Here is a 14,294-nt window from a genome sequence, read left to right on the forward strand (position 1 = left end):
CTGCTGTTTTACTGTAAGCCCGGACCATCGGCGGCGAACGCGGTTCGCAACGCGACAGGCATGGCCTGGGGTTTGAAAGTGTCCGCGCGCACACAGGCAACGACGACATGCCCTTCGAACAATAGCGCGCCATCGGCGACCCGCAGCACTTGCTGGCGGAAACGCACGCTGGCACGGCCAAGCTCGACCACCTCGGCACTCACGTTGAGTTCGTCATCCAGACGCGCTGGCACCAGATAGCGTGCTTCGCTGCTATGGACCACGAACAGCAGGTTCTGCCCAGCCAACGTCGACTGGACGAACCCGAGCGCACGCAACCGTTCGGTTCGCGCCCGCTCCATGAATTTGAGGTAATTGACGTAATAGACGACGCCGCCGGCATCGGTGTCTTCGTAGTAAACCCGACAGCGAATAGCGAACGGCCCTGCCCTATCTTGCGCGCGCATACTCTAGTGGTTACTCCTCGGGTTGCCAATCCAGCCAGGCAACTGTTTTTGCTTAAACCTCACGCGAAAGCCGCGTTGTGCACCTAGGACCGTAAAAAGGCTGAATAAATCATTGTGTAGCATGATTTTTCGTTCATTCATCAGCTGCTGGCGATTCGCCAAGGCTGGCGGGGGTATTGAGGCCGAAGTGCAGATAGGCATGCCGTGTGACGACGCGACCGCGCGGCGTGCGCATGATATAGCCCTGTTGGATCAGATAGGGCTCGAGCACATCCTCGATGGTGTGGCGCTCCTCACCAATGGCAGCAGACAGATTGTCCAGGCCGACAGGGCCGCCATCGAACTTCTCGATCATCGTCAGCAGCAGCCGCCGATCCTGATGATCGAAGCCGCGCTCATCGACGTCTAGCAGGTTCAATGCAAGGTCTGCTACAGGTTTGTCGATGTGCCCCCTGCCCCTTACCTGTGCGTAATCGCGAACCCGGCGCAGCAGGCGGTTGGCAATCCGTGGCGTGCCGCGGGCCCGGCGGGCGATCTCGAACGCACCGCCCTGGTCGATTTCAAGGCCAAGGATGCCGCCGGAACGGGACACGATGGTCGATAGGTCGGCGTTGTTGTAGAACTCAAGCCGCTGGACGATCCCGAAGCGGTCGCGCAGCGGGTTGGTCAGCATACCTGCGCGCGTGGTCGCCCCAACTAGGGTAAACGGTGGCAAGTCGAGCTTGATCGACCGGGCGGCGGGGCCTTCGCCGATCATGATGTCGAGTTGAAAGTCCTCCATGGCGGGGTACAGCACCTCCTCGACGATCGGCGATAACCTGTGGATCTCGTCGATGAACAAGACATCGTGCGGTTCCAGGTTGGTCAGCATGGCGGCAAGGTCGCCGGGGCGCTCCAGCACCGGGCCCGAGGTGCTCTTGATCGAAACGCCCATTTCTTCGGCGATGATGTTGGCCAAGGTCGTCTTGCCCAGCCCCGGTGGCCCGAAGATGAGCGTGTGGTCCAGTGACTCGCCGCGCGAACGTGCCGCCTCGATAAACAGCTCCATCTGGTCGCGTACCACAGGCTGCCCAATGTACTCGGCCAGGCGCAATGGTCGGATGGCACGGTCGTGCTGCTCCTCGCGGTCGCGCCCGCCAACAGGGGCGGCAGAAATGAGGCGGTCGGCTTCGATCACTAGATCATCCCCTTGAGCGCGCGGCGGATCAGCTCTTCACTGGCAAGGCCCTTCTCTTTTATGCCGTTGATCGCCTTGCTCGCCTCCTGCGGCCGATAGCCCAACGAAATCAGCGCACTGACCGCATCCGCCTCGGCCGATGCCTGCGGTGCCCCGGCCGGGGCAGCCTCTTCGAAAGGAACCAGCTCAAACATCGCCGGGGTGGTCTGCCAGGCCTTGAAGCGGTCTTTTAACTCTACCAGCAGCCGCTCGGCAGTCTTTTTGCCCACCCCCGGCACCTTCACCAGCGCCGAGCTGTCTTGAGCCTGGACCACCCGCACCAATTCATCGGCTTCGAAACCCGACATCAGCGTCAGGGCGAGCTTCGGCCCCACGCCATTGAGCCGGATCAGCTCACGAAACAGCTCACGCTCACGCTTTTCGAAAAAACCATAAAGCAGATGGGCATCTTCGCGCACGACCAGATGAGTATGCAGAGTTACTGGTTGCCCGACCGCGGGCAGCCGATACAGGGTGGTCATCGGCACTTCAAGCTCGTAACCCAACCCGGCGATATCGATGATCAGGTGCGGCGGTTGTTTTTCCGCCAGAGTGCCACGCAAGCGTCCTATCACAAGAAGTTCCTGCCAGGCAGGGCCATGGCCCTGCCATTGAATGATTGATCGTTACAAGCGCAGGCGGCCGCCTCGCCGCCGCGCGCTGCCCAGGCCATGAGGCACCAGGCTCGAGCGGGTGTGAGCATGACACAATGCGATGGCCAAGGCATCGGATGCGTCGATCTGCGGTTTTTGCGTCAGCCCAAGCAGGTGCATGACCATCATTTGCACTTGCTCCTTGTTGGCCCCCCCTGTGCCGGTTACCGCCTGCTTGACCTGGGTGGCCGAATACTCGGCCACCTCCAGGCCTGCCTCGGCCGCCGCCACGATCGCGGCGCCCCGCGCCTGCCCCAGCTTGAGTGCAGAGTCGGCATTACGCGCCATGAACACCCGCTCAATGCCCATGGTTACCGGCCCATGGAGGCGGATGACCTCGCCCACACTGCGAAAAACCACTTGCAAGCGCTCCGGTAGCTCGCCGCCACCGGTTCGAATGCAGCCAGAGGCGACGTAGGCGCAACCCCGCCCGGGGCCAAGATCGCGCACCACGCCGTAGCCTGTGATACGCGAGCCAGGGTCGATGCCAAGTATGAGGGTCATGCATCAGTCCTGAAAGGCAAAAGGGCCGGCCACCACGTCGCGGTGACCGGCCCCAGCCGCGAAAAGCACCGGCTCAGCCGAGCTTTTCCATGATCTCGTCGGAAATGGAGGCGTTGGAATACACGTTCTGCACGTCGTCCAGATCCTCGAGCATATCGATCAGTTTCACGACCTTCTCAGCGGTTTCTTCATCGAGCTCGGCACTGGTGCTGGGCTGCATGATGATTTCCGCGTCGGCTGCCTTGTAACCAGCAGCTTCCAAGGCAGTGCGCACGGCGTAGAAATCGGCGAAGGATGTAAACACATCGGCCGAACCGTCATCGTTGCTGACCACATCGTCAGCCCCGGCCTCCAACGCAGCTTCCATCAGCGCGTCTTCGTCGATACCTGGGGCAAAGCTGAGTTGGCCTTTGCGCTCGAACAGGTATGCCACCGAACCGTCGGTGCCCAGGTTGCCGCCACACTTGCTGAACGCGTGGCGAACGGCTGCGGCGGTGCGGTTACGGTTGTCGGTCATGGCCTCGACCATGATCGCCACCCCGCCAGCCCCATAGCCTTCATAACTGAGCTCTTCGACGTTTTCGCTATCGTTGGTGCCGGCACCGCGAGCGACGGCCCGGTCGATGATGTCGCGGCTCATGTTGGCACCGAGTGCCTTGTCGAGCGCCAGGCGCAGGCGTGGGTTGGAAGAGGGGTCCCCTCCTCCTTGCTTGGCGGCAACCGTCAGTTCACGGATCCACTTGGTGAAGATCTTCCCGCGCTTGGCGTCTTGCCGCTCCTTGCGGTGCTTGATGTTGGCCCATTTGGAATGCCCGGCCATATCGACTCCGAATCGGTTGCTTGTAGATGGCAAGGCGCGGCAGGCATCAGCCCGCCACGCCCTCTGGCCTCACTCGGCCTTGGCTTGCTCGCGCAGGCGAATGTGCAATTCACGCAGCGCCTTGGCATCGACCGCACCTGGAGCTTGCGTCATCACATCGGCAGCGCTCTGGGTTTTCGGGAAAGCGATGACCTCGCGGATCGACTGAGCGCCAGTCATCAGCATCACCAGGCGATCCAGGCCGAAGGCCAGGCCGCCGTGGGGCGGTGCGCCGAACTTCAGCGCGTCGAGCAGGAAACCGAACTTCTCTTCCTGCTCTGCGGCCTCGATGCCGAGAATGCGGAACACTGCCTGCTGCATTTCCTTGCGGTGGATACGAATCGAGCCACCACCCAACTCGGTGCCGTTGAGCACCATGTCGTAGGCGCGCGACAGCGCCGTGCCCGGGCTGGCCTCAAGCTCGGCCGGAGAGCATTTCGGCGCGGTGAAGGGATGGTGCAATGCAGCGAAGTGGCCTTCGTCATCCTCTTCGAACATCGGGAAGTCAACGACCCACATCGGCGCCCATTGCTGGGTCAGCAACTCGAAATCGTGGCCCAGGCGAATCCGCAGCGCGCCCAGGGCTTCGCTGACGACCTTGGCCTTGTCGGCACCGAAGAACACGATGTCACCATCGACCGCGCCTACGCGATCCAGGATGGTGTTGAGGTTGGCTTCGGGAATGTTCTTGACGATCGGCGATTGCAGGCCCTCGACACCCTTGGCGCGCTCGTTGACCTTGATGTAGGCCAGGCCCTTGGCACCATAAATGCCGACGAACTTGGTGTAGTCGTCGATCTTGCTGCGCGGCATGCTTGCCCCGCCTGGCAGGCGCAGGGCCGCCACACGGCATTTAGGGTCGTTGGCCGGCCCACTGAACACCTTGAAGTCGACGGCCTTGAGCTGATCCTCGACGTCTACCAGCTCCAGCGGAATGCGCAGGTCTGGCTTGTCCGAGCCATAGCGACGCATCGCCTCGGCATACGTCATGTGCGGGAACTCACCGAATTCCACATCCAGCACTTCCTTGAACAACTTGCGAATCATGCCTTCGGTCAGGCCCATGATGTCGCTTTCTTCGAGGAAGCTGGTTTCGATGTCGATCTGGGTGAATTCAGGCTGGCGATCAGCGCGCAGGTCTTCGTCGCGGAAGCACTTGGCGATCTGGTAGTAACGGTCGAAGCCGGCCACCATCAGCAGTTGCTTGAACAGTTGCGGCGACTGCGGCAAGGCGAAGAAACTGCCGGGGTGCGTGCGGCTTGGCACCAGGTAATCGCGTGCGCCCTCAGGCGTTGCACGGGTCAGGATGGGTGTTTCCACATCCAGGAAGCCGTTCTCGTCGAGGTAGCGGCGGATGCTGCTGGTAATGCGCGAGCGCAGACGCAGCTTGTCGGCCATCTCCGGGCGACGCAGGTCGATGAAGCGATAGCGCAGGCGGGTTTCCTCGCCTACATCGGAGTATTCGTTCAGCGGGAACGGCGGGGTTTCGGCCTCGTTGAGCACGGTCAGCTCATAGCCCAGCACCTCGATGGCGCCGGAGGCCATGTTCGGGTTGACCGCGCCGGCCGGGCGCGGGCGTACCTTGCCGGTGACCTTGACCACGTATTCGCTGCGCACGCGGTCTGCAGTGGCGAAGGTGTCGGCGCGGTCCGGGTCGAACACCACTTGAGCCATGCCTTCACGGTCGCGGATGTCGAGGAAGATCACCCCGCCGTGGTCACGACGACGGTGAACCCAACCGCAAAGGGTGATTTCCTGGCCGTCCAGGCTTTCGTTCAGTTGGCCGCAATAATGGCTGCGCATCATGATGGTCTATTCACTTCCAGTCATTCGGTGTTCGGGCATGCCCGCCTGCGGGCAGTGTGGCGGGCCTGGTAGGCCCGGGCAAATCAATCGGCCTTGTCGCCGGCCAGGTTCTTCTTCGACCCGGTCTTGAAATCGGTTTCATACCAGCCGCTGCCACTCAGGCGGAAGCCGGCATTGGCCACTTGCTTGCGCAGGCTGGGCGCCTTGCAGGCGGGGCAGTCGGCCAATGCCGGCTCGCTGATCTTCTGAAGAGCTTCCAAATGATGGCCACAGCCATCGCATTGATAGTTGTAGAGCGGCATTTCCTGGTGTCTCGGCTCGGTACGGTGCGCCTGCGCGCAGGGGTGGCAAAGGGCGAGAGTATATCCGGTAAATGGCCGCTGTGCAGCCCGCTCAGCCACCATGCCGGGCTTGGTAGGCCACGCACACCACCCGCACCAGGCCGCTGAAATTCTTCACGCCGCCGTAGCGAAGGTGCACTTCGCGGTCCAGATACGACAGGATGCTGCTTACCGAACAGGCGTTGTCGCCGGCGATGCGTTCGAGAATCTTCCAGTAGACCCGCTCCAGGCGCAGGCACGTCGCGAAGCCATTGAGGCGAACCGAGCGCGACTGGGGTATCGCCAGGTCCATGTCGAATTGCGAGATGAATGGATCGCGTGAGTAAGCCCGGCGGCGGTGGCGCTCCTGCGCCGATTGCGATTGCTGTGACATCGAATCACCTTCCCTGGTCCATTGGCCAATGCCACGGCAAATCCGCCGCAGCCCCTGGCTATGGAAGCGCCTGTGCGGCCCTGCCAGAGATGGCCGAGAAGGAACAGCGAGTGTAGGAAGGGTCGTGCAAACATGCAGGAAAACGGCCACTCCGAGGAGACGGTGCGGCCGAAGACATTCAGCCTTCCAGCAATGCGCGGAGCATCCAGGCGGTTTTTTCGTGCGTTTGCATGCGCTGAGTCAACAGATCGGCGGTCGGTTCGTCACTGGCTTTTTCCACTACCGGGAAAATGCTGCGTGCGGTGCGTACGACGGCCTCCTGCCCTTCCACCAGTTGACGGATCATGTCACCGGCGGCGGGCACGCCCTCTTCGTCCTTGATGGTCGACAGGCGGGCGTACGTAGCGTAGTTGCCCGGTGCCGGGTGGCCCAGGGCGCGGATACGCTCGGCGATGGAGTCAACGGCCAGCGCCAGTTCGTTATACTGCTCCTCGAACATCAAGTGCAGGGTGCGGAACATCGGCCCGCTGACATTCCAATGGAAGTTGTGGGTTTTCAGGTACAGCACATAGGTGTCCGACAACAGGCGAGACAGCCCGTCGACAATGTCCTTACGATCCTGCTCGCTGATACCGATATCGATAGCCATGAATGCTTCCCTCATTACAGTAAGTGACACACTCGCATACTGTAACAAGTGCTACTGCTCTTGGCAGCCAGGTTGTGTCTATCGCTGCCATTAGCTCTTGGGGTAACAGCCTGAAATTCTTCTGAATTCGAGAGCCCGCCCAGCGGGTTTGAGTGCACGCGGGCTTTGCGGTTAAATAACGCCCGCGCGTGCCTGCCCGGTCTTTTTACCAGGCGGCGGCCACGCGGGCCCCTCCAGGTATCTTCCGAGTCATCCCTCTACTGACCGCCCTGCCGGTGCCCGTTCTTCTTTCGTGATCCTGAAAATGAGTCCAACACCATGTTGAAAATCGTCCACATCCTGGCTGGTGCCGCAGCGCTCGTGCTGTCGTGCCTCCCCAGCCTTCGCTCGCAAACACTGCCTTGGCTTGCGCAACCCGATGCGCTTTACCTGGCATTCATCGGTTTGGCCAACCTGCTGATCGCACCGATCGTGCCTGTCTGGAAGAAAACCCCGCGCCAGCACCTGCAGGCGTTCGTCAGCGCGCTGCTCGTGGCCGCAGCTGTGCTGCAGGCCCTGGTACTGCTCGCGCCCCTCCCCCTGGTTGCTGGCCAGCCGGCTGTGTTGCTGAGCCTGGCGGCGACCGCCGGCGCCGTCATCCTGCAAGGGCTGGCCAGCCTGCCGAAAAAACCGCAGGCCGCAGCGGCGCCCGCCAACTACGACCCGGCACGGCGAGATACCGGCACCGTGAAGTGGTTCAATACCTCGAAAGGGTTCGGGTTCATCTCACGCGACTCGGGCGACGATATCTTCGTGCATTTCCGGGCAATCCGAGGCGAGGGTCATCGCGTACTGGTAGAAGGCCAGCGCGTGGAGTTCTCGGTCATGACTCGCGACAAGGGCCTGCAAGCCGAAGATGTAGTTCCTTCTCTGGCGCCCCGCCGCTAAGCCCTTCTACCCGCCGCCTCAATAATGAGGCGGCGGTGCATCCTCTCCAGGCGCACCCGGCATCTGCCCGGCCACGTCATCCAAACGCTTGATCAACTCGGCCATCTGACGACGAAGGTGATCTACCACCCGGCTCTGGTCGACCAGCACCTCATTGAGCTCGGCCAGCGTGTCGTCCTGAAAGGCTACCCGGGTTTCCAGCTCCGTTACCCGCGCCTCCAGTTCAGCACTCATGCCTGCACCCACTCGATACGACCATCGGTATGCGCTTTCAGCCGCTGCAACAGGTGCTCGACCTCCTCACCGCTGTAGGGCCTGGCCGGCAGTTTGCCCCATACCGGGCCTGGCCACGCCGGGTCCTCGGCGAACCGCGCGATGACGTGCATATGCAGTTGCCCTACGACATTGCCAAGATTGGCGATATTGACCTTGCGGGCGTCGAAGGCCCGCTTTACGGCCTCACCGAGCCAGCTGCTTTCAGCCCATAATGCCTGCTGATCGGCGGGGGCAAGGTCGAAGACCTCACTCGCCCCGGCCACTCGCGGCACCAGAATGAACCACGGGTATTGGCTGTCATTACTAAGCAGTAGCCGACACAGCGGCAGGTCACCCAAATGAAAGGTGTCGCCCTGCAGGCGGGGGTCGAGTGAAAACACGGGTTTTTACCTTCTATACATTCAAGCAGCAAAGAATAGCGCGCGATCGCCCGCTACCCAACCCTGCCCCGCCAGAACCCGCGCACCGCTTTGGCACTTGCCAAGGTGCAGACCTGAGCTAGCCTCTGAGCCAGTGCTACTTTTCGCACCATTTCAGTTCACCCAGTACGGTTTGGTGCACACCTTGCGCCCAAAAGGGAACGCACCGACCGAATAACGGTAACGTTTCGGCGATTCCCTTGTGGCAGGCACACATCAGGGTGGCCCGGCAAGTTTTTTTCACCTGTTCCGTCAAAGCCCCGTGCCATCAGGGGTTTGACGTGACCGCGAAAAAAAAGTGAAAAAAGCGTGATGCGGTGGCACAGTTGTGCACGCTTGTTGCTAAAGGTTCTATCAGCGCTCGCGGCTAGCACTGCGCGGCAAGTGTTTGGAGATACAACGGTACCGGGCCGACAACGGAATCAAGAAGCCGACCAGAGCTTCCCCGGCCATCGCAAGCAAAAGAGGTACATGGCACACGCCTGTACACCAGAAAAAGAAGAGCCGGCCAGCAAAAAAACCAATGGCCGGCGGCAATCTTCCGGAAAACCAAAGGAGCAAGTCACGATGAGAGTGATGAAGTGGAGCGCAATCGCAGTAGCTGTTACCGCTGCAACCTCGCAACTGGCAATCGCCGCGCCGTTCGTTACCAGCCAGGCCGACTCGAAAGGCTTCGTTGAAGACAGCAGCCTCAACGTGCTGCTGCGCAACTACTACTGGAACCGCGACGGCAAGAACGGCGGCGGTGACACCCGCGACTGGACCCAAGGCGTCCAGGGCAACTTCAGCTCCGGCTTCACCCAGGGCACCGTCGGCGTGGGCGTGGATGCATTCGCCTATGGCGGCCTGAGGCTGTGGGGCCCGGACAAATACGCAGGTTCGGGTAACCTGACCCTGGATCGCGGCTCCAACGGCGAAGCCGACAACAACACCGCCTATGGCAAAGCCGGGGCAGCGCTGAAACTGCGCGTATCCAACACCATGCTCAAGATCGGCGATCAATCGCCGAGCACCAGCCCCGTATTCGCCGTAGGCGGCAGCCGCCTGCTGCCGCAGACCGCGAGCGGCTTCAGCCTGATGAGCAGCGAGCTGAAGGGCCTGGACCTGGAAGCCGGCCACTTCTACTCCGGCACCAGCTACAACACCACCGCCCGTGATGGCGAGCTGTACGCCACCTATGCAGGCGTTACCGCCAATTCGATCGACTACCTCGGCGGCCGCTACGCGATCAACGATCAACTGACCGTTGGCCTGTACGCCTCCAAGCTCGAAGACATCTGGAACCAGTACTACGGCAACGTGAACTATGTGCTGCCGCTGGCCAGCGACCAGTCCCTGGCCTTCGACTTCAACTACTACCGCACCACCGACGAAGGCAGCGCCAAAGCCGGCTCGATCGACAACAACACGTTCTCGCTGGCAGCGGCTTATTCCTTCCTGACCGCGCACACCGTGACCCTGGCCTTCCAGAAGGTCAACGGCGACACGCCATTCGACTACATCGGTGTTGGCGGCAAACCGGGCAGCCTGGGCTCGAACAAAGGCGGCGACTCGATCTTCCTGGCCAACTCGGTTCAGTACTCCGACTTCAACGGCCCGGGCGAAAAGTCCTGGAAGCTGCAATATGAGCTGAACATGGCCACCTTCGGCGTACCCGGCCTGAGCTTCATGACTCGCTACCTGCGTGGCGACGGCATCGACGGCACCAAAATGGCTGCTGACAGCCCGTACCGCGGCTATGGCTACGGCGACGGCGGCAAGCACCACGAAACCGACCTGGAAGCCAAATACGTCGTCCAGAGCGGCGCGGCCAAGGACCTGTCCTTCCGCATTCGCCAGGCCTGGCACCGCGGCAACACCGCCGAGGCCGATGGCGATATCAACGAGTTCCGCCTGATCGTCGATTACCCGATCTCGATCCTGTAATCGCGACGCGACCCGTTGCAACGAAAGCCCGGCCCTGCGCCGGGCTTTTCTTTGGGTGTACGTCACCGCCCCTGCGCCGTACAATGCCCACTTCCGACAAAATCCAGCAAAGACACTGGCTTATCATGCGCACTAGTCAATACCTGCTCGCCACGCTCAAAGAAACCCCGTCCGATGCGGTGGTCATCAGCCACCAGCTGATGCTGCGCGCCGGCATGATCCGCAAGCTTGCCTCAGGCCTGTATACCTGGTTGCCCATGGGCCTGCGTGTGATGCGCAAGGTGGAGGCGATCGTGCGCGAAGAGATGAACGCAGCCGGTGCTCTGGAAGTTCTGATGCCCGCCATTCAGCCCGCCGAGCTGTGGCAGGAATCCGGCCGCTGGGAGCAATATGGCCCTGAGCTGCTGCGGGTTCGAGACCGTCATGACCGCGAATTCTGCGTGGGCCCCACCCATGAAGAAGTGATCACCGACCTCGCGCGCAACGAGCTGGCCAGCTACAAGCAACTGCCGCTGAATCTGTACCAAATCCAAACCAAATTCCGTGACGAGATTCGCCCGCGCTTCGGTCTGATGCGTGGCCGTGAGTTCGTCATGAAAGACGCCTACTCCTTCCACGCCGACCAGGCGTCGTTGCAGCAGACCTACGATCGCATGCATCAGGCCTACTGCAACGTGTTCACCCGCCTGGGCCTGGACTTCCGCCCGGTCGAGGCCGACAACGGTTCGATCGGCGGGGCCGGCTCCCATGAGTTCCACGTGCTGGCGAGCTCTGGCGAAGACGACGTCATCTTCAGTGACACGTCCGACTACGCCGCCAACATCGAGAAAGCCGAGGCCGTCCCGCGGGAAACCAGCCGCGCCGAAGCCCGCGAGCAGATGCGCCTGGTCGACACCCCGGACACCAAAACCATTGCTGCGCTGGTGGAAAACCATGGCCTGCCGATCGAGCGCACCGTCAAGACGCTGATCGTGCGCGGCGCCGAAGAGGGCACGCTGGTGGTGCTGGTGGTCCGCGGAGATCACGAACTCAATGAAATAAAAGCAACCAAACTGCCGCAGGTAGCCGAGCCTCTGGTGATGGCAACCGAAGCGGAAATTCGCGCCATCGTCGGCGCAGGCCCCGGTTCGCTTGGCCCGTTGAACATGCCGCTGCCGGTGGTCATCGACCGCTCCGTTGCCATGATGAGTGATTTCGCCGTGGGCGCGAACATAGACGACAAGCACTACTTTGGCGTGAACTGGGAACGCGACTTGCCGTTGCCGGAAGTCGCCGACCTGCGCAACGTGGTCGAAGGCGACCCAAGCCCGGATGGCAAAGGCACGCTGGTGATCAAGCGTGGTATCGAAGTTGGCCATATCTTCCAGCTTGGCACCAAGTACAGTGAGGCACTCAAGTGCCAGGTGCTGGGCGAGAACGGCAAGCCTGTCACTCTGGCGATGGGCTGCTACGGCATCGGCGTGTCACGCGTAGTTGCCGCCGCGATCGAGCAGAGCCACGATGACAATGGCATCATCTGGAACGACATCCTGGCCCCCTTCCAGATTGCCTTGGTGCCACTGCGCTATGAAACCGAGCAAGTTCGCGAAGCCACCGACAAGCTCTATGCAGAGTTGACCGCCGCCGGTTTCGATGTGTTGCTCGACGACCGCGACAAGAAGACCAGCCCGGGCATCAAGTTCGCCGACATGGAACTGATCGGAATCCCGCATCGGATCGTGGTGAGTGACCGTGGCTTGGCAGAGGGCAAGCTCGAATACAAGCACCGCACCCACAGCGAAGCCCAGAGCATCGACGCAAACGACGTCTTGGCTTTCGTCAAGGCGCAGGTCAAGCACTGATCATTCGGTTGCCATGACTTCTCTCCTCCTCCGCTATGGCGCAACCCTCGGTTGCGCCATAGCGCTCGCTGGCTGCGCCAATCATCTGCCCCAACGCAGTGATCAGGAAGCGCGCGTTGAGCGCACACTGCTCGCGCATGACCTGCGCATCGATGTTGGCGAGCCTGGCAATCTTGATCAGCCACGGCGCCGTGTTCATGTGAGCGAAATTCATCGTTACCAGGTCACCGATTGGCTGGTCACTCGCCGCTACGACCGCTATACGCCCTATCAGGCATGGCGTGAGGCCTATGAAATCCCCCTTGGCGCGGTTGCACTGGTAGCAGGGGTAGGTGCCAACGTAGCCAATGTATTTGCATTGGGGCACTTGCCCGGCAGCATGACCCACGGCTGGATCAGCTACGGGGTCGCTGGAATCAACCCGTTCATGAATGCTCCGGCCAACGGCCGCGCCGAACAGAACCTCGCCAGCGTAGAGCGCACCCAAACTGGTCAGCGCGAGGAGACGGTGAACGTACCCTGGGCAAACCGTACCGTTGAAGTCACAGCCGGGCCGAAGCGCTACCCGCTGGATACCGATGCCAAGGGTTATTTGCGCATCGACCTGCTTGAAAGCCCCTTCGCCGATCAGGACCTGAACCAGGTCACCCGCCTGGGCTTCTTCGCCAAAGATGAAGACGATCAAAGCCAGGCAGATGCCTGGCTGCCGCTGGCACCAGGGCTGCGTGGGCGGCTGGCGCAGGCCCGCGCACTGATCTACGACGACCTCGAAGATGACAGCGTGGCGCAGTGGGTACAGCGCAGCAAGCGTTTGCGCCAACTGGGGTTACCCCAGGAGGCCGAGGAGCTGGAGCAGAGCCTGATCGAACTGACACACAACGACCCTGAACTGCAGCGGGATTATCTCGAAGCGCTGCGGCGTCAGCGCTGAAACAACTCCAATTGCTCGTGACGGCCGCGCATGTCGTCCAGGCGCGCCCCTATCCCTAACAGGCGTACCGGCTTGCCCCCTCTTGCAAATGCCTGGGCCAGCAGCTGTTGGTAGCTGGCCAGGTCCCTGGCGGCGCCCGCTTGCTCCAGCGTGGTTTGGGTAAAGTCATGAAACTTCACCTTCACGAAAGGCTTTGCCGGTCGATAGCTGCTGTCGAGGCGCTGCAAGCGCTCCTCAAGCGTTACCATGAGCGCGGGTAACTGGGCCAGGCAATCTTCCAGCCGCTGCAAGTCCTGGTCGTAAGTATGCTCGACACTCACTGACTGGCGACGGCTGTCGTTTTGCACGGGGCGCTCGTCCATTCCTTGGGCGAGATTGTAAAGCCGCTCACCGAAGCTGCCGAACTCCCGCACCAGCGCTAGCCGCTTCCATTGGCGTAGCTGCCAACAGAACTCTACACCGAGCCGTTCAAGCTTTTGTGCCGTGACCTTGCCGACACCGTGGAGCCGCGCCACCGGCAACTGCGCAACGAAGGCATCGACCTGATCCGGGGTGACGACGAACAGCCCGTCAGGCTTTCGCCAGTCGCTGGCAATCTTGGCAAGGAACTTGTTGGGTGCTACCCCCGCCGACACGGTAATCCCCACTGCCTGCGCCACCTTGCGACGGATGTCCTGTGCGATGCGTGTAGCGCTGCCCGCAAACTGATCGCACAAGGAAACATCCAGATAGGCCTCATCAAGCGAAAGCGGCTCGATAAGGTCAGTGTAGTGGCGAAAGATCTGATGAATGCTGGCTGAGGCCTCTCGATACGCCTCGAAGCGCGGTTTGACGATGACGAGGTCCGGGCACAGTTTCAGGGCATGAGCTGAAGCCATGGCCGAGCGCACACCGAAGGCCCGCGCCTCGTAATTACAGGTGGCGATCACTCCTCGTCGCTCGGCAGAGCCACCCACCGCCATGGGCTTGCCGCGCAGCGTCGGGTCATCACGCATTTCGATGGCTGCGTAGAAACAGTCACAGTCGATGTGAATGATTTTGCGTTGCGGCATGGCCGGTGCTCGTCGTAACCAGTGAACAAATATACAGTAACAAGCCCCGCCGTACAGCGGGCACGCCCCGGATCC

General features: G+C 61.4%; 16 protein-coding genes and 1 pseudogene. 5 read left to right on the top strand and 12 right to left on the bottom strand.

Annotated elements, in window-relative coordinates; all coding sequences use genetic code 11:
• Positions 1 to 8: 8 nt before the first annotated feature.
• The 9 genes from ybgC to F474_RS06455 all read right to left on the bottom strand — a co-directional run bounded on the left by ybgC (position 9) and on the right by F474_RS06455 (position 6,847).
• Positions 9 to 446: a tol-pal system-associated acyl-CoA thioesterase gene (gene ybgC, locus F474_RS06415; protein WP_097083390.1), complete on the bottom strand. Its 438-nt coding sequence runs from the start codon at positions 444 to 446 to the stop codon at positions 9 to 11.
• Positions 447 to 579: 133 nt separating this feature from the next.
• On the bottom strand, positions 580 to 1,623 hold the full coding sequence (gene ruvB, locus F474_RS06420) for a Holliday junction branch migration DNA helicase RuvB (protein ID WP_097083389.1): 1,044 nt from the start codon (positions 1,621 to 1,623) through the stop codon (positions 580 to 582).
• Positions 1,623 to 2,237, bottom strand: coding sequence for a Holliday junction branch migration protein RuvA (gene ruvA / locus F474_RS06425; RefSeq protein WP_097083388.1), 615 nt, complete (start codon positions 2,235 to 2,237; stop codon positions 1,623 to 1,625). Before ruvA ends, ruvB begins: the two co-directional genes overlap by 1 nt.
• Positions 2,238 to 2,288: 51 nt before the next feature.
• Positions 2,289 to 2,819 carry a crossover junction endodeoxyribonuclease RuvC gene (gene ruvC, locus F474_RS06430; protein ID WP_097083387.1) on the bottom strand — a complete coding sequence of 177 codons (531 nt, stop codon included), beginning with the start codon at positions 2,817 to 2,819 and terminating at the stop codon, positions 2,289 to 2,291.
• Positions 2,820 to 2,892: 73 nt separating this feature from the next.
• Positions 2,893 to 3,639, bottom strand: coding sequence for a YebC/PmpR family DNA-binding transcriptional regulator (locus F474_RS06435; RefSeq protein ID WP_097083386.1), 747 nt, complete (start codon positions 3,637 to 3,639; stop codon positions 2,893 to 2,895).
• Positions 3,640 to 3,708: 69 nt separating this feature from the next.
• Positions 3,709 to 5,484, bottom strand: coding sequence for an aspartate--tRNA ligase (aspS, locus tag F474_RS06440; protein ID WP_097083385.1), 1,776 nt, complete (start codon positions 5,482 to 5,484; stop codon positions 3,709 to 3,711).
• A gap of 83 nt (positions 5,485 to 5,567) precedes the next feature.
• A complete protein-coding gene (locus tag F474_RS06445) occupies positions 5,568 to 5,786 on the bottom strand; it encodes an FmdB family zinc ribbon protein (RefSeq protein ID WP_097083384.1) in 219 nt (72 codons plus the stop codon).
• 91 nt (positions 5,787 to 5,877) lie between these two features.
• On the bottom strand, positions 5,878 to 6,198 hold the full coding sequence (locus F474_RS06450) for a ribbon-helix-helix domain-containing protein (protein WP_097083383.1): 321 nt from the start codon (positions 6,196 to 6,198) through the stop codon (positions 5,878 to 5,880).
• Between the two features lie 178 nt (positions 6,199 to 6,376).
• Positions 6,377 to 6,847 (bottom strand): Dps family protein, encoded by a 471-nt coding sequence (locus F474_RS06455; RefSeq protein ID WP_097083382.1) that lies wholly within the window; start codon positions 6,845 to 6,847, stop codon positions 6,377 to 6,379.
• A gap of 318 nt (positions 6,848 to 7,165) precedes the next feature.
• Between F474_RS06455 and F474_RS23075 the strand changes: the two are divergent.
• Both F474_RS23075 and F474_RS22910 read left to right on the top strand, forming a co-directional pair.
• A pseudogene (locus tag F474_RS23075) lies at positions 7,166 to 7,480 on the top strand (cold shock domain-containing protein membrane protein); the annotation flags it as partial.
• Positions 7,481 to 7,504: 24 nt separating this feature from the next.
• Positions 7,505 to 7,774 carry a cold-shock protein gene (locus F474_RS22910; RefSeq protein WP_371916114.1) on the top strand — a complete coding sequence of 90 codons (270 nt, stop codon included), beginning with the start codon at positions 7,505 to 7,507 and terminating at the stop codon, positions 7,772 to 7,774.
• A gap of 18 nt (positions 7,775 to 7,792) precedes the next feature.
• On the opposite strand, the gene F474_RS06465 is transcribed toward F474_RS22910, so the two are convergent.
• Entirely contained in the window at positions 7,793 to 8,008 is a 216-nt protein-coding gene (locus tag F474_RS06465; RefSeq protein WP_097083380.1) for a SlyX family protein, read from the bottom strand.
• Positions 8,005 to 8,430: an HIT domain-containing protein gene (locus tag F474_RS06470; RefSeq protein ID WP_097083379.1), complete on the bottom strand. Its 426-nt coding sequence runs from the start codon at positions 8,428 to 8,430 to the stop codon at positions 8,005 to 8,007. The genes F474_RS06465 and F474_RS06470 overlap by 4 nt, the downstream gene beginning before the upstream one ends.
• A 606-nt stretch (positions 8,431 to 9,036) precedes the next feature.
• Here F474_RS06470 and F474_RS06475 point away from each other — a divergent pair.
• The 3 genes from F474_RS06475 (at position 9,037) to F474_RS06485 (ending at position 13,167) form a co-directional block, all read left to right on the top strand.
• Positions 9,037 to 10,395, top strand: coding sequence for an OprD family porin (locus F474_RS06475; protein ID WP_097083378.1), 1,359 nt, complete (start codon positions 9,037 to 9,039; stop codon positions 10,393 to 10,395).
• 125 nt (positions 10,396 to 10,520) lie between these two features.
• Entirely contained in the window at positions 10,521 to 12,236 is a 1,716-nt protein-coding gene (locus F474_RS06480; protein ID WP_097083377.1) for a proline--tRNA ligase, read from the top strand.
• A 13-nt stretch (positions 12,237 to 12,249) separates the two neighbouring features.
• Entirely contained in the window at positions 12,250 to 13,167 is a 918-nt protein-coding gene (locus tag F474_RS06485; RefSeq protein WP_097083376.1) for a hypothetical protein, read from the top strand.
• Here F474_RS06485 and dinB read toward each other — a convergent pair.
• Entirely contained in the window at positions 13,158 to 14,219 is a 1,062-nt protein-coding gene (gene dinB, locus F474_RS06490) for a DNA polymerase IV (protein ID WP_097083375.1), read from the bottom strand. The genes F474_RS06485 and dinB overlap by 10 nt on opposite strands.
• Positions 14,220 to 14,294: the final 75 nt, after the last annotated feature.

This window comes from Pseudomonas sp. URIL14HWK12:I12 (assembly GCF_003097135.1).
Lineage (GTDB): Bacteria > Pseudomonadota > Gammaproteobacteria > Pseudomonadales > Pseudomonadaceae > Aquipseudomonas.

Bases quoted from the DNA above. Each gene is read 5' to 3' on its own strand.
- F474_RS06450 (WP_097083383.1), bottom strand. From the start codon at position 6,198: ATGTCACAGCAATCGCAATCGGCGCAGGAGCGCCACCGCCGCCGGGCT.
- F474_RS06485 (WP_097083376.1), top strand. From the start codon at position 12,250: ATGACTTCTCTCCTCCTCCGCTATGGCGCAACCCTCGGTTGCGCCATA.
- F474_RS06435 (WP_097083386.1), bottom strand. From the start codon at position 3,639: ATGGCCGGGCATTCCAAATGGGCCAACATCAAGCACCGCAAGGAGCGG.
- F474_RS06465 (WP_097083380.1), bottom strand. From the start codon at position 8,008: ATGAGTGCTGAACTGGAGGCGCGGGTAACGGAGCTGGAAACCCGGGTA.
- F474_RS06445 (WP_097083384.1), bottom strand. From the start codon at position 5,786: ATGCCGCTCTACAACTATCAATGCGATGGCTGTGGCCATCATTTGGAA.
- F474_RS06455 (WP_097083382.1), bottom strand. From the start codon at position 6,847: ATGGCTATCGATATCGGTATCAGCGAGCAGGATCGTAAGGACATTGTC.
- F474_RS06475 (WP_097083378.1), top strand. From the start codon at position 9,037: ATGAGAGTGATGAAGTGGAGCGCAATCGCAGTAGCTGTTACCGCTGCA.
- dinB (WP_097083375.1), bottom strand. From the start codon at position 14,219: ATGCCGCAACGCAAAATCATTCACATCGACTGTGACTGTTTCTACGCA.
- ruvC (WP_097083387.1), bottom strand. From the start codon at position 2,819: ATGACCCTCATACTTGGCATCGACCCTGGCTCGCGTATCACAGGCTAC.
- ybgC (WP_097083390.1), bottom strand. From the start codon at position 446: ATGCGCGCGCAAGATAGGGCAGGGCCGTTCGCTATTCGCTGTCGGGTT.
- F474_RS06480 (WP_097083377.1), top strand. From the start codon at position 10,521: ATGCGCACTAGTCAATACCTGCTCGCCACGCTCAAAGAAACCCCGTCC.
- aspS (WP_097083385.1), bottom strand. From the start codon at position 5,484: ATGATGCGCAGCCATTATTGCGGCCAACTGAACGAAAGCCTGGACGGC.